Below are 21,679 nucleotides of genomic sequence, written 5' to 3' on the forward strand. Positions count from 1 at the left end.
ACCGAAAGTCAAATATCTTTTGGATTGAATTGTCCCCGCAATAAAGAAAGGCTACAGGGTATAACCCCGCAGCCTTTCGAGTCTATTCCTCGTCGTCTTCGTCCACTTCATAAAAGCAACGAAATCGTTCTTCCCCGGATGTTTCATCTTGAAAGCCGGTAATCTGAAATCCGATGCTGCGAAAAAAATCCGCCCCTGCTTCATCGGTAACGGCCTCCATCCGCTCCGGCCCGGCTTCCGTAAGGGCAAGCAGAACTAAGGCACGTCCAAATCCTTTCATCCGCTGTTCCGGATGGACGGCGAGATGCTCGATTTCTAGCGTTCCAGAAGCGTTTACGCGAAATCCGATGATGCCGGCAATCCCGCCTTCTTCTTCATAACCGTATAGCTTATAGGTATCGTCTTCCCGGTACAAACGGGCCGCCGTTTCCAGCGCATCCGGATCGAACAAGACCGCGCATTCCAACAACTCCCGAATCGCCGGCTCGTCGACCCCCGCGTTTATGGGTTTAAACATGGAGCCTCCTTAATTTCCGTACGACCGTCTTCATACCCGATCACGACCGTTTGTGCGATTCCGACAAACAATCCATGCTCGACTATTCCCGTCATTGCTTTCAATTCCTCGCTCAAGCGGGCGGGGTCGGCGATTTGGCCAAAGGCCGCATCCACGATGTAGTTCCCGTTATCGGTGACGTACAGCTGATCTCCTTGCATCCTCAATTCGAACGGCACGTCATAGCGACTCTTCAGCTCCCGCAGCGTCCATTCATAGCAAAAAGGGACCAACTCGATCGGCAGCTTGAAACGCCCTAGGTTAGATACCATCTTCCCCTGGTCGGCTATAACGATAAATCGATCGCTATTGATGGCTACCAGCTTCTCCCGAAGCAAAGCTCCGCCGCCGCCTTTAATCAAGGCCATCTGCGGATCAACCTCATCGGCCCCGTCAATCGCCAGATCCAGCATGTCCACATCCCCTGCTTGAATCAGTGGAATCTGATATTTCTTGGCAAGCTCTTCCGAAGCATTTGAGGTTGCAATCGCACGGATCCGCAAACCGTTCCCTACCCTCTCGCCGATTTTCTCAATCGCATAATAAGCGGTTGACCCCGTACCGAGGCCTACTGTCATTCCGTCCTTGACCCATTCTGCTGCGCGGTAACCCGCCGCCTGTTTGGCATTCATGTCTACCCCTCCAAAATCATGACGATTCGTTCCTTTATCCGCTGAGCTACTCATCTGTCCAGCGACACTCAGCTCCTATCATACCAAAAAAGCCCGGACAATAGAACAGCAGCGTGCCCCTGAAGGGACCGCTGCCGCGAAGGTGCGAGAGTCGGGTTCTGCTCAGCCTTGATGCAAGGGTCTCGCCACTTTGGGACGTTTCCGGGGCTCCTTCGGCTTGATTGCCCCACCGCGCCCTGATTCCGGTTTGACCAGGGTCAAGAGTAGTATGACCGCCACCAACGATACGCCAGCGATGACGAAGAACATCGTCATATGACCGGCCTTCATCAGCAGCGACATCACGGGCGGTCCCGCAGATACGCCAATAAACCGCATGCTGCTGTATAACGAAGTAATCGTACCGCGCATCTCCTTATCGATTCCCTCGGTGATCAAGGCATCCGAGCTGGGCAGCACGATGCCGATGCCGGATCCGCAGACGATCAGACAAGCGATTACAAAATAGATATTACTGAAAAAACCGATACCGAACAAAGCGCCTGTGGACAAAATCAACCCGGCAACGCCGGACCATTTCATCAGCTTTTTGTCTTTGCCTATCTTTTTTCCAGTAATAAAGGAGGCTAGACATAAAGCTGCCAGTGGAATCGCCAGCACCAGTCCCTTGATCACTCCGTTCAGACCGTGCTTCGTCTCCAATTGCTCGGAGAGATAAAACAGGACGCCAAACAGCAGAAACATGGAGATACAGCCAATTGAAAATATGGCATACAACCAGCGTCCCTTCTGCTTTAAGACCTCTTTGACGGCGGAAACGAACTCACGCAACGGTTTGGCTTGCTCCCGTTTCTTGGGTTCATGCACCAGAAAGAGCACAAGCAATACCGAAATGAGGCAGAGTGCCGGAATGGACAAAAGCGGCGCGTACCAAATCCAAGCGCCAAGCAGGGCGCCTAAAATGGGGCTCAATACTTTACCGAATGTGTTGGAAGTTTCAATCACACCCAGATTGTGGCTGACTTCTTCTTCGCTTTCAAACAGGTCGCCGACAAGCGGCAACACGATTGGAAAGGCGCCGGCCGCACCGATGCCCTGAAGGAAACGCCCCCCCAGTATCAGCCAATACACAGCTAGCCCATCCGCGAACCAATCCGCTACCCCCGATACGCAGCCTCCGATTCCGGCGATAATCAGGCTGGGTACGATGATTGCTTTACGGCCGAATTTATCGGAGAGATAGCCGGCTATCGGAATCAGCAAGATGGCTACAACGGCATATACGGTGATAAGCATGCTTACTTGAAAGGAGGTAACGTGAAGCTCGCGGGCAATTTGGGGTAAAATCGGAATCAGCATGGAGTTCCCCAGCGTCATAATAAGCGGTATGGATGCCAATGCAATCAAATCGCCACGTTTGCCGACCATCTAACCATCAGGCCACCCTTCACGAAAGAAGTTTAAAACAGACCCGGTTAGTGTGATTCATTTTGCCGAAATTATACCGCTCGTTACGGAAGCAAAGTATAGGTCGATTTTGCCGCTTCCCGGATAAATCGGCTGGGTTCACCGATCGAATAGACTCGCAGCAGGTGCATCGCTCTCGTGCAGGCCGTGTAAAACAGCTTTCTTTCGGCTTCCCTCGTGTATTTACGATCGGACCCGTCATAAATCAGCACCGCGTCGAATTCTACGCCTTTGGCCAGATATGCCGGAATCACATGGACACCCTTCTCGAAGGATAAGGTCGTTTTCTTGATCAGCTTAGCCGGCAGCTTGGCGCTCAGCCGCTCATAAGCGTCTAGGCTTTCCTCCGCCGTTTTACAAATGATAGCAATCGATTCGTACCCGTCCGCGCGCAGTTGACCGATGGTTTCCTCCAGTGAAGCATGAAGCTCGGTAACATCGCCAACGAGGCGAACCTCCGGCTTCGCCCCCTCCCGGTTGAACGGAAGAATCGCTTCCCCGCCGGGAATCATTTCTCGAGTGAACTCGACGATTTGACGCGTGGAACGGTAGCTTTGCTCCAGCGTAATCAGTTCGCTCTCCTCCGCTCCATATAAGTCGCTGAGCACGGAGGATTGCTGCAGCACGGAGGCATGGGCATATATGGCCTGATTCAAATCGCCAAGCGCCGTCATTTTGGCCCTCGGGAACAATCGCTTCAGGAAGAACAGCTGGAACGGCGAATAATCCTGCGCCTCGTCGATGATCACATGACGCATCGAGGTGTTGGATCGGAAACCGAGCAGCAGCTCTTTTAAATAGAGGAATGGCGTAATGTCTTCATAAAAAAGCTCGCCGTCCGCAATTTTTCGCAGCGTTTGTTCGCAGATTTCTTCCCAATGCTCGGGCAGCCCTTCCGGATTGACCTCGCGAATCATGGACATGTCGCTAAACAACTGCGTATACAGCCGCGTCACGTCTACGAACCGCAACGATTTGACCCATTTGCGAAGTGGCTTGAGACGGTCGCTGACCACCATTTTGGCAAGGATGGTCTTCTCATCCTCATAGTCACTAAATGAGGTACCCTTCCCTTGCTGCTGCCGCCGCATGCGTTGGTAAGCCCGCTGATAATCCTCCGTATCCAGCAACTGAATTTGTTCTTCCACCCAAGGTTGATCCAGCTCGGATTTCCCGAAGACAGCGATTTCCTTCAGCAACGACTCCTTCAGCAGCTCGCAACGGTTCGCCAGTCGGATCGCCGGATCAAAGGCATAAAATTGCCGGGCAATTTGTTCCGCGCCAACGATTTCCCTTCCCTGGAAGCGCAGCGGTTTGAAGATCATACCTTTCTGCTCCAGCAGCTCCTTATACCGCGTGATCGCATGCAGAAACTGCACCGACGATTTAAATCGGATGCCGTTGACCCGCGCTCGATAAGCTTCATCCTCCGGCGCGGAAAGCACGTATTCAATCTGAACGAAAGGATCCTCGAGCTGGAACTCTCTTCCCAGCCGGTGTTCCAGATATTCCTGGAACGTCGTTTGCTGCATGTTTTCCTCGCCTAGTTCAGGAAGCACCGTCGATACGTAACTATTGAACATCGGATTGGGCGAGAACAAAATCATCTGGTCGGCTTGCAGCACCTCCCGGTGCTTGTAGAGCAAGTAGGCGACCCGCTGCAGGGCGGCTGACGTCTTGCCGCTCCCGGCCGCCCCTTGTACGATCAGCATCCGGCTGCGATCGTTGCGGATGATCTTGTTCTGCTCGCGTTGAATCGTTGCCACGATGCTCTTCATTTGCGCATCGGAGCTGCGGCTTAATACTTGCTGCAACAGCTCGTCTCCAATCGTGACGCCGGTGTCGAACATCAGCTTGATGTTGCGACCGTGAATCACGAACTGACGTTTCAGCGACATCGTCCCCGTGATCGTGCCGGATGGCGTTTCATAGGAAGCCGGCCCAGGTACACTGTCATAATAGAGGTTTGAGATGGGCGCACGCCAATCATAAACGAGGAACGTTTCATCCCCCTCCTCGAGCAACGAAGCGATCCCAAGATAGATGGCCTCTTCCGGTTCGCCATCTTCAGCGAAATCAATCCGTCCGAAATAAGGGGATTGCTTCAGCCGTTTCATCTTTCCCAATGCGATGGATGCATGCTGATGGCTTTTCTCCCGCTCCGCAAGCACCTGGGACTGCTGCCGCAAACTGGTGGACGTTTCGCCGACATCGTCCGCTTCACTGAAGTTCACCGTTACCTCGTCCCAGAAATCTTTCCGCATCTCTACAACGTCTCCGCGAACACTGCCAACCTCCCGCTCGAGCTTGCGGATCCGGGCATCGATCTGATCGGCCACGTACTCCACGCGACGTTGTTCTTCCTGCCAAGCCTGATCTGTATGATCCAATTGAATCGCTCCCTTGAATGGCATCTATAACATCCACATACGATATATTGACAATCAACAAGAAATGTGGTAAAATTGACTCAGGTTGATTGTATCTACGAATAAGTAGAATGCAGTCTATTTTTTATTGTATCAAGAAGATCATTACTTATCAATCTATGTTTGCACGATAGGTGACATGAAAGTCCTGCCCAAAAGGCAGGACTTTTTCTTTTGTATCGATTAATCGCCTGCCCCTGCCGCGGAATGGTCGGCTAGCCGGTTAAGACGCTCCAATTGGTGACCATATTCGTACATCTCGGCCGACACGATGGATAAGCGCAGGACGCCTGTCCGCTCTGCCGCATACCGGTCCAGCATCCGCCGCAGGAACTCGTCGTTTTCCGTTTCAAATTGCATAGATTCGCTGTAACCTGGCTTCAGTTTGTCATCGAACTTCAGCATGACATGCTCGTGAAACTTGGTCAGCTTCTCCAGATGCTCGTCGAATTCCTGGTTTAACTCCGGCGTACGGGCTGCTTGGAAATAATGTTGCTCCACCGCATCCAGCACTTCGAACCCTTTGCGAAGCGTGCGCAGCATCTGCTTGTACACGACCAGTAAACGATGATCGCTAAATTTCGGAGCCTTGATTTTTTTCTGATCTTCCTCCATCAGTTTGTATTTCTCTGCCAGTTGGGCAATCGTATCCTCCAGATCTCGCTTATCGGAACGAAAGACCGCTTCTTTGATCTCGTCGGAAATGGCCGTTCGCAACAACAGTGACAGCCGATCGAAGGTTTGCCGGACTTGCTGCTCGAATTGCACCTTCGGTTTAGGCGGAAACAGAACAATATTGATAATAAAAGCGGAAAAAATACCAATCAAGCTAAGCAAAAATCGGTTCAAAGCAAATTCCCACTGGCCTGATGCCTCCATAACGGAAACGACCGTAACCAGCGTAATGCCGATCGTATCCCCCATCTTCAACTGCAGACAGATCATGATAACCAGAATGCAAACCAGACCAACGGCGATCGGTTCGTTGGAGAACACCATGCCCCCAAGCATAGCCAGGATGGCCCCTAACGTATTCGTCTGCAATTGATCGATCAAGTAACGCCAAGAACGATAAATCGTTGGCTGCATGGCAAAAATCGCGGCGATCGCCGCGATGACCGGCGAAGATAACCCCAGTAGAACGCCAGCGTAAAGAGCCAGTGTAACCGCGACCCCCGTTTTCAGCATTCTTGCACCAAATGTCACTTCCATTCCCCCTACGTTCCACGACACATTCCATTATTTTAAGCGAATTTTTAAGAAATATTAAGGTTCGTTTCAGATATCCTGCGATTTTTTGGTCAAGACTGAAGAAGGCAAGGACCAAATTATTCTAAACGAAGAGGTGAAAAATGTCCATGTTTATGGAGAACTTGAAACCAATAGCCGGCAAATTGACCCTTGCTCTCCTGATTGCTGCCGGATCAACTGCCACGGCAGGCTCCGTGTATGCGGAAACGGGCGCACCGGCGGATCAGCCACCGCAGGCGAATCCAACTCCGTCTCAGATGGAAGCGAATCATCGTCACCCGCACGGTCATTTCCGCGGCGGTCATATCGTGAAAGATACGGCCGAAATGCTAGGTATTGAACCCAAGGCGCTGGTAGGGCAATTGAAGCAGGGCAAAACGCTGCTTCAAATTGTACAAGCCCAAAAAGGCTGGAGCGAAGCCGAATACTTGAAGAAGCTGACCGAAACGGCGAACCGCAATATCGACCAAGCGCTTGCAGAGGGGAAAATCGACAAGGAGAAGGCGGACAGAATCAAGTCCAAGCTCCCTGACAAGCTGAAGAAAGTCATTAACCGCTCGTGGAAGGACCGCGAACCGGGACAGCCTACAGCGGATTACCAGAACAATCAGGTTAATTGGAGCCACCTGCCCCATTGACCCAAAGCATAAACTACGGTTGATCCGCAAAAAAACCGCTGGGCTACCTATACGGTCAGCTCAGCGGCTTTTACGTTTATCAAATCGTTTGAACTTCGCTATTTATTTCTCTGCCGGCGGTTCCGGTTCTGCCGCAATCTTCACTACCGCAGGGGGATGGACCCCAACAGGAACCTCGACGATATCCAGCATAAAGATAAAGATCGGAACGCCGACTATTAATCCCCAGATCCCAAGGAAATGCTCGGAGACCAACAGGATAAGGAAGGTGAAGAAAATCGGCAAATGGGTTTTGTTGGACATGAATTTCGGATTCAGGAAATACGTTTCGACCGCATGAACAACGGCGACCATAATCAGCACATATACGATTTTGATCAATCCGCCGATTTTGAAAGCGATCGCGCAAAGCGGGATCAACGAAATGATAACGCCCATGACCGGAACCAGCCCCAACAGAAAGATCATGATCGCCAAAGCAATCAGGTTCGGAAATCCAAGAATCCATAGGAAGATCGTCGATAAAGAAGCATTGACCAGAGCAATTAAGAATTGAACCTCAATGACTTTGCCGAAGGATTGAACAAACTTCCGTCCAAAGTATTCCAGCTCCTTGAACAGTCCGCCGATCCGACTTTCGCGGAACAGGACTGTAAAATTGGTCACCTTCTCTTTTTCCAGCAACAAGAACAAGCTGAGCACGATGGCGATAAACAGATTCAAACTCCATTCGCCGATATCGGTCAGCGTACTGAGCAAGAAGTCAAAACCATTGTTGATATAAGCCGATAGATCGATATCTTTCAAATATTCAACAATGTAGTTCAGGATCGGGTTATCCATCAGCACCGGAGGATTAGAATAAAAGGATATCACCTGGTTAACCAAATCGGTTAGTTCGGTGAGCAGCACCGGCATATAGTAGTAGATTGCATAGCCAAGCAGTGCGATCAACACGACGTAGATAAACAGGACGGTTACGGTTCGGTTGACGCGAATCACCTTGGCCACATTCCGGCTGATGAAATTGTGCAGCCGATTAATTAAATACGTCAGAATAAATGTGATTAGCAGCATATTGAGCATACTTCGAACGAAATACAGGACGATCACGACAAACAGCAGGGCTAACACCCTACGGAATCCCGCCATTTGAAACAATTCCCTAAAAAACGTCATGAGTCACAACCGGCTCCTTCATGTTTACTGAATAAAAATCCCCTTCGTTAATCTTATGCGAGCCTCTGGTACATTGCAAATGAATCCTTTTAGAACCACACCGGCTTCACGCATACCGGCTTGGATACAGATACGGTCCTGTCGGTAAACGTCAATCGTCCGCTCTCCGGCTCTACCGAAAAAACCGCCAGCAGATTGTCATCCCGGTTCGCTGCAATCAGATACCTCCCATCCGGGGTGAGCGAAAAATGCCGTGGATGTCCGCCCTCGCTGGAGACGTGTTCAACGAACGTAAGCCGTCCGCTCTCTGGGTCGATCGCGAACTGCACCAAGCTGTCATGGCCACGATTGGAGCCATAGAGATGACGACCGTCCGCCGAAATAGCCACCTCCGCCGTTGTATTCTCCCCTGTGTATTCAGCCGGCAAAGTTGGCACCGTGTCCTGTAGTGCCAATTTACCGGTCGCCGCATCGTAATGAAAAAACGAAATCGATGAATTCACTTCATTGATGGAATACAACCATTGCCCGTTTGGATGAAAGGCCAGATGGCGCGGACCCGCCCCCGGTGGAGTAGAAGCTTCGCTCTGGTAAACCAGCCGTCCGGTTTCCGGTTCAAACGAATACACCACAAGGCGATCCAATCCCAAATCAGCAACCAACGCGAACCGATTGTCCGGGCTGAATGCCACCGAGTGGGGATGCGGACGATCCTGACGCACCGGGTCGGCACCTTGGCCTTCGTGCTGACGCTCGTCGACCAAGCGGCCCGCCGATCCGTCTGCTTGAAGCTCCACAAGGCCGACATTACCGCCGTGATATCCCGACACAACGGCAAAGCGACAGCTTCGGTCGAGCTGGATATGCGAAGAAGAAGGGCGAATTGTAACCTCACGATTCAATTCGCGCAGCTTGCCCACGGCGTCGACATCAAATGCGATGACCTCGCCGATTCGCTCCCCTTCCTTGGTCGTTTCGGAAATGGCGTAAACCTTGCGGTGCTCTGCATCTACGCCAAGAAAGGTGGGGTTCTTCAACCCGGTGGCTTGATCCAGAAGACGAATCTCCCCATTGACCGAATCCATTTCATATACATAAACTCCAGGATCGCTTGTTTCGGCGTACGATCCTACAAATAACAGCAATCGAGGTTGTGAAGCTGACAATTGAATATCCTCCTTCAGGAAAGCTCGTTTGGAATAACATCCTTTATATTTTTTCGTAAATGGACTTAAAAGTCCAGTCTCAACCGAAAAAAGATAAAATTTTTAACATGAATCGGTCACCTACCCAAATTGGTTAAAATATGATATACTGTAAGCGCTTCCGAAAGCATCTTCTAAAGGGGGATTTGGAATGATGAACGTCGGACTCGAAGAAAGGGGTGTCTATGAGGACCTCAATCCTTACGAGACGTATTTCTTCAAGATCGGAGCTCACGGACTGGTTTGCTTTCATGGACGGAATTACAGTATTAAACAGAGATTATCCGCCGAACAGACCTCGAAGCTGATCTCAGACCCTCGCTTTTACCGCATCAGCACGAACTGCTATGTCAACCTGTCCCAGGTCTCCGAAATTCGCGACAATGTCGTATGGTTCCGGGATGAACGGCACGGCATCAAAACGATTCATGTGCCCAGACGCAATCTGGAGCAAATGAAGCGACTGATCCCGTCACTGCGCGGCAAGGTAACTGCCGGGGTCAATTAACTCTCCGCCCAATGGGATCAGGCCTAACGGCCAAAGAAAAAGCAGCTGACTCGCGTCGTCTCAGACGGCCGGTCGGCTGCTTTTTTCATTGGACTAAGTTATTTCACGTACAGACGGGAGCGTTCCTCCCAAATCTCGCCTGGAAGCAGGCTGAACAATCCGATTTCTTCCGCCGGCAATTCCGCCTTCGGCGCATTCACCAGATTGATTTGCGGCTCTGGGCAGAAGAAGCCTTCCGTTGCGCCGTTATTCCAAATCATCCATTGCTTGTAGGAGGTTCCCACGTCATAAACGAGGGTTTTTCCTAGTTTCATGTCGGTCAGCTCCATCCGATTTCTGCCGTTTTGCGGCACGGCCGTATAGTGATTATCCATAGAAGCGAAGAACGGAAACACACCCTCCCCCTGCATCTGCAGCTCTTCAGCCGTAAGAGGTTGATAGGATCCAGTTGGGAGCATCCGCTCGCTCATTTGCCAACGCTGTCCGATCGTCAGCTTCACCCGGTAATCCTTCGCTGTACTCTCCGGCGCAAACGGCGCATTCACCGCCGTATGGAAAGCCAACAAGCAAGGCATCTCCTTGTCGCCGTCATTGCGAACGAACACCTGCTGGGCTAAGCCATCGTCGCTTAAAGTGTACTTTAAACGGGCGGTAAATTTGAATGGCAGGTAACGGTACACCTCATGGCTCTCGTTAACGGTTACCTTAACCGTGACATAGCTTTCAAATGGCGTTTGGCCGAAATCCTCGACCTCCCAGGCCGTCGTATGTAAAAATCCATGCAAATGGTTGTGAGTTGCCGCCTCGTTTACCGGAAACTTCAGAACCTCGCCTTTCCATGGGAACAATCCGTCCTCATAGCGGTTTGGGGGAAACAGCACCGGAATGCCGTGTACACCCGGGTTGCTCTTGAAAGCTTCCATCTCGCTCTCGCCAGGTTCGCGCAAAAAGCGGTAACCGCTTTCGACATCGCGGAAAGCAATCAAATTGCCGCCGATTTCCGGGAGCATGATCGCCTCATACCGCCCGGATTTAAGCCATACTGCTTTTTCACCTTGATAGGTACCTTCGTAAGCCGTTCTTTGTGCCATGTATGATAATCTCCCTTCATTGCTTAGCTGCTCAACTTGTAATATACCTTAAAGCGCCTCCAAAAGTCACCCCTGTCCGTCACAACGATGCCCCATTCCGCTGGAATCGTCGCCCTCACACATCGCGCAAAATTCGCCGGCCCAAACTTGCGGCCAACACAATCATCGCCGCCCCCACGACCAACTGCATACCGAACACTTGCGTCCAGGTCGGCCAACCTTCGATCCATTCCAGCACCTGACCGCCTACTAGCGGGCCAAAGAAAGAAGCGACGCCGGTGATGGCCGAGTACATCGCCATGTACATCGGACGTTCTGATTTGGGGGTGTCGCCGATCATAAAGTTAAAGGCCAGTTGGTTAAAGCCGCCGACCCCTACCCCAAATATCATATGAGCGAGGAAGAGCACGGGCAGCATCGGCAAGAAGGACAAGCCGCCCCAGCAGAGAATCGCTAGCGCAATGATCGGCAGCGTCCAGAACAGCAGGCGGCGATTGCTGTAACGCGCGTTCAGGTTCCCCCAAACGTAAAAGCTCGCCATCATAAATACCGTCTGCGTCACATTCAGGAGCGAGATGGTCTGGTAATTGATGTGCAGCAATTCCAGCATCACATACGAATAAAGCGGAACGACGAGGTTCTGCAGGAGCAGAAAACCGGCCAGGAACAACGTCGCCTTCATGAAGGCTCCATCGCGCAGAGGTTTACGCAGCATCGGGAGAAACTTGCTTTCCGCTGAACGCTCGAAGGCCATGTCCGGATAAAACGAAAACACGACGATATTGGCTATAGCACTGATCCAGATCACGATATACAAATAGAAGAACCCTTGTGCCGCCGGATAATGATCCAATACCATCCCGCCCAAAAACATGACCAGTGTGCTAAGTGCATTGAGGAACGTATTCCGGATCCCGAAATATCTCCCTCTGACCCGTGCCGGTACAATATCGCTTATCAGCGAGTTCCACAGTATCGCGCCAATCGTATTGAACATAAACGCGACGATATACAGTCCGATAAATCCGGTAACCCAATAACGATGCGGAAAAACAAACGGAACCAAGCCCGTCGCTCCCCACAGAATTCGGTGCATCCCAACGAACAGCACCAGCGCCCATTTGCGGCTGGTTAATCGTTGAATCAGGAAGGCAACCGCGATTTGGGCAATATTCACAAAGGTAGTAATCGCGAGGACGAAGCCGATTTGGGCGGAGTTCGCCCCCAAATATAGCAGAAATCCGGTCAGGAACTGACCGCCAAGCAAGGTTTGAAAGATCGTGGAAGGGACGCCCTCCCAGGTCGCGATCGCCAGGTTGCGGCGCTGGCGTGACGGCTTGCGCTGCACTTGCGTTCTTTGCATGAGGCTGCTCTTCATGATGATGGTAGCTCCTTTAGCTCCTGCCCGAATAGTTCTATCTCTTTTTTTACATACTTCAAGTGTCTCGCTAATCTGAATGAATGGAGTGCTTCTCACCCTATGCGCTATACCTTGAAGTTTGGATTGTTCCTTGCTTGTATGGCCCTGTCGCTCATGCTTGTCACCTCATGCGGCCAGCCGGACCGGCTCCGCTCGAATTCCGTCCCTCCTTCCGATGGATCGCCGGTTAGAACGGAAGCGGTTACGAACGCGGGCGGCACGAGCTGGGTTCCGCTGACGCAAGTGGCTCAAAGCCTGGGCCTGCGGTTGCAAGAAACGGGCGACACGGCCAACCTCGGTTTTTCCGATGTGATGTTTACCGTTCAGCCCAGTCAAAGACATGCCATTTCCTTTGGACAGCCGATTTCCCTGCCCCAGGCGCCAGTGCGCGAAAACGGCCAATTGTATATGACGATGGATGCCGTATCGGCCTTGCTGCAAACGAAAGCCCAAATCGATTCGCGTACGGGGGCTTTGACGTTTGACCGCATTTCCCCGGCGGGCGGCCGCATTCCGCCGCAAACCGGGACCAGCCGCTACGGGATTCTCGGAGTCGCCGATCATCGCGATGAGATGGTCGCCTATGCCAAGCAGTATTTGGGCGTTCCTTATGAATTTGGCGCAGCTCCTTACGAGCAGTCCAAATCGTTTGATTGTTCGTCCTTTACCCGCCATGTCTTCAAGAAATTCGGCCAAGACCTGCCGCGGTTGGCCCGCGATCAAGCCCAAGATGGCATATCGGTGACGCGTGACCAACTCCAAGTCGGAGACTTGATCTTCTTTACCGTCCCGGGCCGGTTTAAATCCGACAATATCGCGGGTCATGTCGGCATCTATATCGGGGACGGCAAGTTCATTCACACTTGGGGCGCCCCGGGCGTTCAAATCAGCCCCCTAGATAGCGGCTATTGGAGCGACGTCATCATTTCCATGCGCCGGATTCGTTAGCAGAAGGGCTTGGGCCCTCATAATCCTAGTCCGGGGAACTGCTGGGTTCACCCGGCTTTTTTTATTGTCGACAAGCGATTTCCCTTCGTTACAAATACAAAGTATAATAAATGTATGCATCACTTTCCATATAATATTTATACATCAAAACCCGATGGATTCAGAGGAGAAAGACGATGGACAAGAACAATTTGAAACAGGATTATGAACTGCTGGGGTTACCCGAAAACGCTTCCCGCGAAGAATTGGAGAAGGTATTTGACATTTTGCTCCGTAAATCCCGCTCCCGCCATCCGAGCCCTGGCGAAACCAAGGAAACCGAACGAAAAATCCAAGCTTACAAGCGGATCGTGGAGACGGAGGAACAGCGGAAAATCGCGGAGTTAAACCAGAAACGCTATGCGAAGTGGGGCAAATTTGCCGGTACTGCCGAGAAGGTCGACGATTTTTTCCGGCTTTACCGAGCTTACGTGATCATTGGACTTATCGCTGTTGTCGCCATTATCTTCGGTACGAACGCTTATCTTGATCACCGCGAAGAACAAAAACGGCTAGCCGCCCTGCCCCCCATCGACCTATCGATCATGATGGTTGGCAATTTTATGACCGACGACCAAAATGGCGGTGTTGACGCCCTAGAGCAAGCCATGACGGCTCAGATCCCCGGCTTCAAGCGGGTGGAGATTGAGAATGTGTATTTGCCGCCTCAAGGGGAAGCCGGTGCGAGTACGACGGATATGGCCTACCAGCAAAAAGCGATGGCTGTAATAGCTACAACCAGTCCGGATATTTATATTACCGATGTCCCGACCTTCGATTGGCTGTCGAACGGCGGCGCTTTTCTGAGTCTCGACGACGTGGCGAGCGGCGAGCTTAAAGATCTCCTGACCGATGAATCCATCGTCAAGGATGTATCCGACGAAGACAATACCGAGCACGTGTACGGGATTAACGTCACCGACAGCACCCTCGTGAAGGAACTTCCGCTCGGGATGACGGACTTGATCATCTCCCTCCGTTCCGACACGAAGAACAAAGACAAAGCGATTCAAATGATGAAGGAGTACCTGGAGAACATCCCAAAGGCGGCGAAATAGCCGTCTTTTTTTCGTGCATTTTTCGGAATTGATTAATTTCAGAGGATGCTATAAAATAACCCTATAAACGCGCGTTTACGAAAGAGGGGACCAACCTTATGCGCAGCGAAGACATAGCTAAACTGGCCGGGGTGTCCCGCAGCACCGTATCACGGGTGATCAACAACTATCCGAACGTTCCGGAAGCAACACGGGCCAAAGTGCTCCGCGTCATCGAGCAGCACCATTACGAACCGAACAGCTTTGCCCGGGCGCTAGCCGGCAAACGGACGGATACGATCGGCCTGTTCGCCATCAGCATGACCGAGAAGGAAGACACCAGCCGCATCTATCAGAACAGCTACTTTGCCCCGATCGTCGACATGGTCGTCGATACGGCCAATGCCCGCGGATTTTATGTTCTGATTCATACCGTCTATTCGCCGGGTGATTTTCAGAAGGTAAAGCAAGCCTTCCAACAGAAGCGGATCGACGGCGGGATTCTGGTCGGCACCCAAAAGGACATCGAGCTGGTTCGGGAAATGGTGGACCAGGAAGCGCCGCTGGTGCTCGTTGATTACGACATCGCGGAGATCATGGCGGAGCGGCTGAACAAGAACCACTTGGCCGTCATAAACTCCAATGACTACGAGGGCACGGTCCAGGCGATCGAATACTTGATCGAGCTGGGGCACCGGGAAATCGGCATCTTGAAAGGCAGCATGAATACGTTTTCGGGGCGTGAGCGATACTTAGCCTATGAGCACACATTACAGAAGCACAATTTGCCGTTGCCCGAGGCTTTTGTCCTTGAAGGCGAGTTTCTGAAGGAGAGCGCTTATCGCGAAACCCGCAAGCTCATTGAGCAAGGAACCTTACCGACAGCGCTGTTTTGCGCCAACGACGACATGGCTTTTGCGGCGATGGAAGCGTTTTCGGAAAGCGGGGTTCGTGTGCCTGAGCAGTTATCCGTCATCGGCTTTGACGATGTCCAACTAGCCTCTCGGATCACGCCCAAGCTGACCACTGTTCGCCTGCCCGTCGACGAGATGGCAAAGGCCGCCGTATTAAAGGTGCTCGAGCTTTGCGAAACGGAGCAGCCCACGTTCAGCACGGTCAGCTTTCCAACCCGCCTGGTGATCCGGGATTCCTGCCAGCCCCCGACGGAATAAGCCGGCGCACCTCCTCCTACAATACGATCAACGATTGTTAGGAGGAATCTTTTTTCAACGAAATAAACGCGCGTTCACAAACGAAGGGAGAGTTCCTATTCATGAAATTCGGAGCATTTGACGACCAACGCAAAGAGTATGTGATCAATACGCCGCAAACCCCTTACCCATGGATTAACTACCTTGGCAATGAGCAATTTTTCGGATTAATTTCCAATACCGCCGGCGGCTACACGTTCTACCGGGATGCACGCCTGCGTCGGTTGACCCGGTACCGCTACAACAACATTCCTCTCGATACCGGCGGACGTTATTACTACCTCCGCGACCATGACAACGGCGATTTCTGGACACCGGGCTGGATGCCGGTGAAGCGCGAGCTGGATTTTTACGAATGCCGTCACGGTTTGGGGTATACCTCGATTACCGGGGAACGCGGCGGGATTTCGGTAACGCAGCTGGCGTTTATTCCGCTTGGCTATAACGGCGAAGTGCATCGCCTGACGGTAAAAAATACGAGCAACGAGACGAAGAAGGTCTCCCTCTTCTCTTTTGCCGAGTTCTGCCTTTGGAACGCCCAGGACGACATGACAAATTTCCAGCGCAACCTGAGTACCGGCGAAGTGGAAGTGCTGGATTCGGTCATTTACCACAAAACCGAATACCGTGAACGCCGGAATCATTATGCGTTCTATTCCGTCAACCGTGACATCGACGGCTTCGACACGGATCGCGAATCCTTCGTCGGACTATATAACGGTTTACACGAGCCGCAAGTCGTCGTGGCTGGCAGAGCCTCCAACTCCGTGGCCAGCGGCTGGTCGCCGATCGGCTCGCACGAAGTGACGATGAAGCTTGCTCCAGGTGAAGAACAAAGCCTGATCTTTGTTCTCGGTTACGTTGAATTGCCGGAAGAAGAGAAATGGGAAGCCCCAAGCGTGGTCAACAAAAAACCTGCGCTTGAGATGATCGACAAATTCGCCACGGACGCTGACGTCGACCGGGCCTTGGCCGAGCTGGCTACGTATTGGGACGGCCTGCTGTCCAAATACCAAATCCAAAGCGGCGACGACAAGCTGAACCGCATGGTCAACATCTGGAATCCGTATCAATGTATGGTAACCTTCAACATGTCGCGTTCCGCTTCCTATTTCGAATCCGGAATCGGCCGCGGTATGGGCTTCCGCGACTCCAACCAGGATTTGCTCGGTTTTGTGCATCAAATTCCGGAACGTGCCAGAGAGCGGATTCTCGACATCGCCGCGACCCAGTTTGAAGACGGCAGCGCGTATCACCAATATCAACCGCTGACCAAAAAAGGCAACAACGAGGTCGGCAGCGGCTTCAACGACGATCCGTTGTGGCTGGTGTCCGGAACCGCCGCTTATATTAAGGAAACCGGCGATCTCAGCATTCTCGACGAGCAAGTGCCATTCGACAGCAACCCGGATAACACCGCAACGCTGTTTGAGCATTTGAGACGTTCCTTCTACCATGTCGTACACAACCTGGGACCGCATGGTTTACCGCTGATTGGCCGCGCGGACTGGAACGACTGCTTAAACCTGAACTGCTTCTCCAAGGAGCCGGGTGAATCGTTCCAAACGACCGCGAACATCGAAGGCCGCGTCGCCGAATCCGTATTTATTGCCGGCTTGTTCGTCTTCGTAGGCCCGGACTTCGCTGAAATTTGCCGTATGCGCGGGCTGGACGCCGATGCGACAGATGCGCTCGACTGGATCGAAAAAATGCGCAAAACAACGCTGGAGCACGGCTTTGACGGCGACTGGTTCCTGCGCGCTTACGATCATTATGGCGAAAAAATCGGCAGCAAGGAAAACGCGGAGGGTCAAATCTTCATCGAGCCGCAAGGGATGTGCGTCATGGCTGGCATCGGCGTTGAAGAAGGTTTGGCAGCTAAAGCGCTCACTTCCGTTGAAGAGCGTCTCGATACGAAATACGGTATCGTGCTGCAGCAACCGCCGTATTCGAAGTATTATCTGAACCTGGGCGAAATCTCCAGTTACCCGCCAGGGTACAAAGAAAATGCCGGGATCTTCTGTCACAACAACCCGTGGATTATGATCGCTGAAACCGTATTGGGCCATGGCGATCGGGCGTTTGAGGTCTATTCGAAAATCGCTCCGGCGTACCTCGAAGAGATCAGCGAAGTCCATCGGATGGAGCCATACGTCTATTCGCAAATGATCGCCGGTAAAGACGCGGTACGTCACGGCGAAGCGAAGAACTCCTGGCTCACTGGTACGGCAGCCTGGAACTACGTGGCGATCACGCAGGCGATTCTCGGTATTCAAGCCGACTTCGGCGGCCTGAAGGTTGATCCTTGCATTCCATCCGCTTGGGATGGATACGAAATCACCCGCGTCTTCCGTGGCGACACGTACGTGATCCGCGTGAGCAACCCGAACCATGTGGAAAAAGGCGTAGCCCGCATCACGGTTGACGGCCAGCCGATTCAGGGTAACGTTATCGCCCCGGTTGGCGATGGCGGCGTGCATCAAGTTGAAGTTGTTCTCGGATAAAAAACTTACTACTTTTCCGACCCAAAAAAGGTACAACCGCTCAGAAATCCTGAGCGATTGTACCTTTTTGATTACAATGAGAAATCTAAGCCTTGGCAGGCTTCATGCCGTTTTCCTCATTCTCCGAGTCCTGACCTTCTATATTTACCTGGACTTTGCGAATAAAGAACGCCAAAACGAAGGCGACCAGCGTAATTCCCGTCGCCACGACAAAGGCAAAATCGATTCCGTTAATCGTCGCGTCTCGGGTGATCAGAGCCACTTGCTGCGCATTAGAGGGATCCTTAGGATTGATCCCGGCCGTGAGGATCATCTCCGTCGCCTTCTCCTTGGCGCGAGAGGACATGATTGTCACCAGGAGCGCGGTGCCCAGCGCTCCTGCAATCGTCCGGAGCGTATTGGACATCGCCGTACCATGTGCGTTAAGCCGCGCCGGCAGCTGATTGAGGCCAGCTGTCTGGATCGGCATCATCAGCATGGACATCCCGAACATTCGGGCCGTATACATCAAAATGAGATGCGTATAGGTCGTGCTGTCGGTCAAATTGCTGAATTCCCATGTCGTCACCGCCGTAATCCCCAGCCCAACCACCGCCAGCCAGCGCGCGCCGATTCGGTCGAAGATCATCCCGGTAATCGGGGACATGATCCCCATTAGAATCGCCCCAGGCATAAGTAAAAGACCCGATTCGAGCGGCGAGAAGCCGCGAATCTTCTGCAGGTAAATCGGCAGCAGAATCATTGCCGCGTACATCGCCATCGTAACCACAACGTTAATTATCGTAGTTAACGAAAACATATCGTATCTAAACACGCGAAATTCCAGCAGCGGTTTATCCGATCTCATTTGGCGCCACAGGAATACCCCGAGGGAGACGACGCCGACAATCAGGCTGACGACAACTTCCGTCTCGCCCCAACTGGTGCTGCCGGCTTCGCTAAAGCCATACAAGACGCCGCCAAACCCAATCGTCGATAAAATGATCGACAGAACATCCAGCTTCGGTCGGCCGACTTGGGTTACATTTTTCATAAAGATAAAGCCTAGAAAAATGGACAAAATCGCAAACGGAAAAATGATCCAGAACAAGACGTTCCACGGATGATGTTCAATCACCCATCCGGAAAGCGTTGGACCAACCGCCGGGGCGAAGATCATGGCGATCCCCATCATCCCCATCGCCTGACCGCGTTTCTCAATTGGAAAAATCGTCAGGAATACGACGGTCATCAACGGCATCAGTACGCCGGCTCCGGCAGCCTGGACCAACCGTCCGGCGAGCACTAGCTCGAAGCTGGAACCGATTCCGCAAATAAATGTACCGGCCGAAAACAAAATCATCGCGGAGATAAACAGCATCCGCGTCGTGAAACGTTCCATCAAAAAGGCGCTGATTGGGATCAAGACGCCATTCACCAGCATAAATCCGGTCGACAGCCATTGGATGGTAGTTGCTCCCACACCCAAGTCGTCCATCATCTGCGGTAGGGCAACGTTCATTAAGGTTTGGTTCAAAATCGACACAAACGCCCCGATCAGGAGCGCCATGACGATGGGCCATCTCTTGAAATTCGCGTCCTGTACAGCCGCTTCATGGTTCATGGGTTTCTTCTCTCACTTTCTCTAATGACTCTATAATTTTGTGATGCGTTTGCAGCATATGGTCGATGTCTCTCCCGGATGTCTCCAGAACGGTTGTGATCGCCTTCGTATATTCAAGGTCCGTCAGCTGATAAACCTCCATCCCTTTGTCCGTAATCTGCAAGGCAACCGATCTTCGGTCGCTATCCAAACGTGCGCGCACCACCAGTCCTGCTTTCACCAGACGATCGATCACTCCGCTGACCGTACTGTTCCCCATCCGCATCTGATCGGCAAGCTCGGTAACGCCGATTTGCGGGTTGTTCTGAATCCTTTTCAACACCATGAATTGGATACCAGTAATGCCGAAGGGCTCGGCCTGTTTGGATAACAGTTGATAAAACGCTCTTTTCACCTCGCGAAAGGATTCCACGATCTCATGCATGCGTTGCTTTTGATCCAAGCAGCTCTCATCCTTTAATTTTTGTTTTATAATTTAATATTTCGTATACGAAATATTTCATGACTATATTTAACAAAGGTTCAAGTTTATTGTCAATAAGAAAATTACAAGCCACAAGGTTCGGCAAAATAAGAACTTTTTCAACTTTGGGTTAGCATTTCTCGGAATATTTCGTCCTATACCCCTGACGTCATGGATGATATAATTATGGTAGAATTCACCTATTACTTAAGGAGGACATGAATCTCATGACATGGTTCAACAGACTTCCCTTATCCGGAAAGATCTCCGCCGCGTGTTATCTCGTGGCTGCGCTCTTTGCCGTCCCATCGCTGATCGTCTTCATCCTGCTGGGACACATCGTCATCGGCATCTTAATGATCGCCGTATTGGCAGCGCTTACTTTCCCGCTTTCGCGCTATCTCCAGAAAGCGCTTACGGGTTCGTTCGATGATATCACCAGCGCTTCCGCAAAAATCGCCAAAGGCGATTTTACCAGCCGAATCTCGGAATCCGGAGGCATGGACGATCTCAGTCGCTCCTTCAACAGCATGGTGGACAAGCTGCGCAAAATCCTGCAGGAGACCTCGGATATCACTCGCAAGGTAATGGACTCCAGCCGGAGCATTTCCGACCGCAACCAAGAGCTGATCGAAGTCATGACCCAAGTCACCCACTCCTCCAGCGAGCTGGCGCTTGGCGCGAACGCCATCTCCGAAGACGTCAGCGGCATGAAAGACGCGATCGGCGAGATTGAACAGAAGGTAAGCAATTACACCGATTCTACCCGTGAAATGAATCAACGGTCCGACGAAATGATTCAGCTGGTGGAGCGCGGACGCGAATCCGTCTCGCGGCAAGCGAATGGCATGCGCAAGAACATTGAAGCGACCGAGAAAGTTGCCGATTCCATCGAAGCTTTGGCCAAAAACGCGCAAGGCATTACCAAAATTACCGCGACTATCTCGGAAATAGCCGAACAGACCAACTTGTTGTCATTGAACGCCTCCATTGAGGCTGCACGGGCAGGCGAGCACGGAGCCGGATTTGCAGTGGTTGCCCACGAGGTTCGTAAGCTGGCCGAGGAATCGACCGCATCGACCAAGGAGGTATTCAATCTGGTCCGCAGCATCGAGCTGGATGTGAAGCAGGCGGGGCAAAACATCAAAATCAATGAAGAGGTCGTCCGGCAACAAAGCGAAATGATCCGCGAAGCCGAGCAAATTTTCCAAGAGATCGTCCAAAGTGTACAATACATCAGCGGGGAAATTGCTGCGTTCTCCAAAGAAAGCGAAGCGATGCTGGAAAGCGCACAGAATATCTCCTCTTCCATTCAGAACATTTCCGCCATTACCGAAGAATCCGCGGCGGGCACTGAACAGGTATCGGCATCCATGAACGAGCAAATCACTTCGATCCGGGCCATGGCCGAGGAATCCGAAGCGATGAAAAATGCGGTGTTCCAGCTGCAAAAGACGATACATATCTTCAAGTTCTAACCAATCACTGCCAAAGCCCA

General features: G+C 51.9%; 18 protein-coding genes. 7 read left to right on the top strand and 11 right to left on the bottom strand.

Annotated elements, in window-relative coordinates; all coding sequences use genetic code 11:
- Positions 1-82 precede the first annotated feature (82 nt).
- From IM700_RS05585 to IM700_RS05605, 5 genes are all read right to left on the bottom strand, one after another.
- Positions 83-517: a GNAT family N-acetyltransferase gene (locus tag IM700_RS05585; RefSeq protein ID WP_193415178.1), complete on the bottom strand. Its 435-nt coding sequence runs from the start codon at positions 515-517 to the stop codon at positions 83-85.
- Positions 502-1,188 carry a ribose-5-phosphate isomerase RpiA gene (gene rpiA / locus IM700_RS05590; protein ID WP_193415177.1) on the bottom strand — a complete coding sequence of 229 codons (687 nt, stop codon included), beginning with the start codon at positions 1,186-1,188 and terminating at the stop codon, positions 502-504. The genes IM700_RS05585 and rpiA overlap by 16 nt, the downstream gene beginning before the upstream one ends.
- Before the next feature lie 162 nt (positions 1,189-1,350).
- Positions 1,351-2,616, bottom strand: coding sequence for an MFS transporter (locus tag IM700_RS05595; RefSeq protein ID WP_193415176.1), 1,266 nt, complete (start codon positions 2,614-2,616; stop codon positions 1,351-1,353).
- Positions 2,617-2,699: 83 nt separating this feature from the next.
- A complete protein-coding gene (gene helD / locus IM700_RS05600) occupies positions 2,700-5,069 on the bottom strand; it encodes an RNA polymerase recycling motor HelD (protein ID WP_193415175.1) in 2,370 nt (789 codons plus the stop codon).
- A gap of 198 nt (positions 5,070-5,267) precedes the next feature.
- Positions 5,268-6,290 carry an FUSC family protein gene (locus IM700_RS05605; protein ID WP_244868346.1) on the bottom strand — a complete coding sequence of 341 codons (1,023 nt, stop codon included), beginning with the start codon at positions 6,288-6,290 and terminating at the stop codon, positions 5,268-5,270.
- Between the two features lie 146 nt (positions 6,291-6,436).
- Here IM700_RS05605 and IM700_RS05610 point away from each other — a divergent pair, with 146 nt between their 5' ends.
- Complete coding sequence (locus tag IM700_RS05610) at positions 6,437-6,973, top strand: hypothetical protein (protein WP_193415173.1); 537 nt, start codon at positions 6,437-6,439, stop codon at positions 6,971-6,973.
- 102 nt (positions 6,974-7,075) lie between these two features.
- Here IM700_RS05610 and IM700_RS05615 read toward each other — a convergent pair whose 3' ends face one another.
- Together IM700_RS05615 and IM700_RS05620 are read right to left on the bottom strand one after the other, a co-directional pair.
- Complete coding sequence (locus tag IM700_RS05615) at positions 7,076-8,152, bottom strand: AI-2E family transporter (RefSeq protein WP_193415172.1); 1,077 nt, start codon at positions 8,150-8,152, stop codon at positions 7,076-7,078.
- A gap of 89 nt (positions 8,153-8,241) precedes the next feature.
- Positions 8,242-9,318 (bottom strand): lactonase family protein, encoded by a 1,077-nt coding sequence (locus IM700_RS05620; protein WP_239483641.1) that lies wholly within the window; start codon positions 9,316-9,318, stop codon positions 8,242-8,244.
- Positions 9,319-9,508: 190 nt separating this feature from the next.
- On the opposite strand from IM700_RS05620, the gene IM700_RS05625 reads away from it, so the two are divergent.
- Positions 9,509-9,865: a LytTR family transcriptional regulator DNA-binding domain-containing protein gene (locus IM700_RS05625; RefSeq protein WP_193415171.1), complete on the top strand. Its 357-nt coding sequence runs from the start codon at positions 9,509-9,511 to the stop codon at positions 9,863-9,865.
- 98 nt (positions 9,866-9,963) lie between these two features.
- Here the strand turns inward: IM700_RS05625 and IM700_RS05630 are convergent, their stop codons facing one another.
- Together IM700_RS05630 and IM700_RS05635 are read right to left on the bottom strand one after the other, a co-directional pair.
- Positions 9,964-10,956, bottom strand: coding sequence for an aldose 1-epimerase (locus IM700_RS05630; RefSeq protein ID WP_193415170.1), 993 nt, complete (start codon positions 10,954-10,956; stop codon positions 9,964-9,966).
- A 115-nt stretch (positions 10,957-11,071) separates the two neighbouring features.
- Entirely contained in the window at positions 11,072-12,334 is a 1,263-nt protein-coding gene (locus IM700_RS05635) for an MFS transporter (protein WP_193415169.1), read from the bottom strand.
- Between the two features lie 102 nt (positions 12,335-12,436).
- Between IM700_RS05635 and IM700_RS05640 the strand changes: the two genes are divergently transcribed.
- From IM700_RS05640 to IM700_RS05655, 4 genes are all read left to right on the top strand, one after another.
- Positions 12,437-13,324, top strand: coding sequence for a C40 family peptidase (locus IM700_RS05640; RefSeq protein ID WP_193415168.1), 888 nt, complete (start codon positions 12,437-12,439; stop codon positions 13,322-13,324).
- Between the two features lie 176 nt (positions 13,325-13,500).
- Positions 13,501-14,421, top strand: coding sequence for a molecular chaperone DnaJ (locus IM700_RS05645; protein WP_193415167.1), 921 nt, complete (start codon positions 13,501-13,503; stop codon positions 14,419-14,421).
- A gap of 98 nt (positions 14,422-14,519) precedes the next feature.
- Complete coding sequence (locus IM700_RS05650) at positions 14,520-15,572, top strand: LacI family DNA-binding transcriptional regulator (protein WP_193415166.1); 1,053 nt, start codon at positions 14,520-14,522, stop codon at positions 15,570-15,572.
- A 101-nt stretch (positions 15,573-15,673) separates the two neighbouring features.
- The gene (locus IM700_RS05655) at positions 15,674-18,115 is read left to right on the top strand and encodes a glycoside hydrolase family 94 protein (RefSeq protein ID WP_193415165.1); all 2,442 of its coding nucleotides are present in this window, start codon (positions 15,674-15,676) and stop codon (positions 18,113-18,115) included.
- An 85-nt stretch (positions 18,116-18,200) separates the two neighbouring features.
- Here IM700_RS05655 and IM700_RS05660 read toward each other — a convergent pair whose 3' ends face one another.
- A complete protein-coding gene (locus tag IM700_RS05660; protein WP_193415164.1) occupies positions 18,201-19,718 on the bottom strand; it encodes a DHA2 family efflux MFS transporter permease subunit in 1,518 nt (505 codons plus the stop codon).
- Positions 19,708-20,160 carry a MarR family winged helix-turn-helix transcriptional regulator gene (locus IM700_RS05665; RefSeq protein ID WP_239483643.1) on the bottom strand — a complete coding sequence of 151 codons (453 nt, stop codon included), beginning with the start codon at positions 20,158-20,160 and terminating at the stop codon, positions 19,708-19,710. The genes IM700_RS05660 and IM700_RS05665 overlap by 11 nt, the downstream gene beginning before the upstream one ends.
- A gap of 248 nt (positions 20,161-20,408) precedes the next feature.
- Here IM700_RS05665 and IM700_RS05670 point away from each other — a divergent pair, with 248 nt between their 5' ends.
- A complete protein-coding gene (locus IM700_RS05670) occupies positions 20,409-21,659 on the top strand; it encodes a methyl-accepting chemotaxis protein (RefSeq protein ID WP_155607404.1) in 1,251 nt (416 codons plus the stop codon).
- The last annotated feature ends 20 nt before the right edge of the window (positions 21,660-21,679 follow it).

It is taken from the genome of Paenibacillus rhizolycopersici (genome assembly GCF_014947195.2).
Lineage (GTDB): Bacteria > Bacillota > Bacilli > Paenibacillales > Paenibacillaceae > Fontibacillus > Fontibacillus rhizolycopersici.

Coding starts and splice junctions, on each gene's coding strand:
- IM700_RS05610 (WP_193415173.1), top strand. CDS start 6,437: ATGTCCATGTTTATGGAGAACTTGAAACCAATAGCCGGCAAATTGACC.
- IM700_RS05660 (WP_193415164.1), bottom strand. CDS start 19,718: ATGAACCATGAAGCGGCTGTACAGGACGCGAATTTCAAGAGATGGCCC.
- IM700_RS05655 (WP_193415165.1), top strand. CDS start 15,674: ATGAAATTCGGAGCATTTGACGACCAACGCAAAGAGTATGTGATCAAT.
- IM700_RS05585 (WP_193415178.1), bottom strand. CDS start 517: ATGTTTAAACCCATAAACGCGGGGGTCGACGAGCCGGCGATTCGGGAG.
- IM700_RS05630 (WP_193415170.1), bottom strand. CDS start 10,956: ATGGCACAAAGAACGGCTTACGAAGGTACCTATCAAGGTGAAAAAGCA.
- IM700_RS05650 (WP_193415166.1), top strand. CDS start 14,520: ATGCGCAGCGAAGACATAGCTAAACTGGCCGGGGTGTCCCGCAGCACC.
- helD (WP_193415175.1), bottom strand. CDS start 5,069: ATGCCATTCAAGGGAGCGATTCAATTGGATCATACAGATCAGGCTTGG.
- IM700_RS05615 (WP_193415172.1), bottom strand. CDS start 8,152: ATGACGTTTTTTAGGGAATTGTTTCAAATGGCGGGATTCCGTAGGGTG.
- IM700_RS05670 (WP_155607404.1), top strand. CDS start 20,409: ATGACATGGTTCAACAGACTTCCCTTATCCGGAAAGATCTCCGCCGCG.
- rpiA (WP_193415177.1), bottom strand. CDS start 1,188: ATGAATGCCAAACAGGCGGCGGGTTACCGCGCAGCAGAATGGGTCAAG.
- IM700_RS05640 (WP_193415168.1), top strand. CDS start 12,437: ATGCGCTATACCTTGAAGTTTGGATTGTTCCTTGCTTGTATGGCCCTG.
- IM700_RS05645 (WP_193415167.1), top strand. CDS start 13,501: ATGGACAAGAACAATTTGAAACAGGATTATGAACTGCTGGGGTTACCC.
- IM700_RS05635 (WP_193415169.1), bottom strand. CDS start 12,334: ATGAAGAGCAGCCTCATGCAAAGAACGCAAGTGCAGCGCAAGCCGTCA.
- IM700_RS05625 (WP_193415171.1), top strand. CDS start 9,509: ATGATGAACGTCGGACTCGAAGAAAGGGGTGTCTATGAGGACCTCAAT.
- IM700_RS05595 (WP_193415176.1), bottom strand. CDS start 2,616: ATGGTCGGCAAACGTGGCGATTTGATTGCATTGGCATCCATACCGCTT.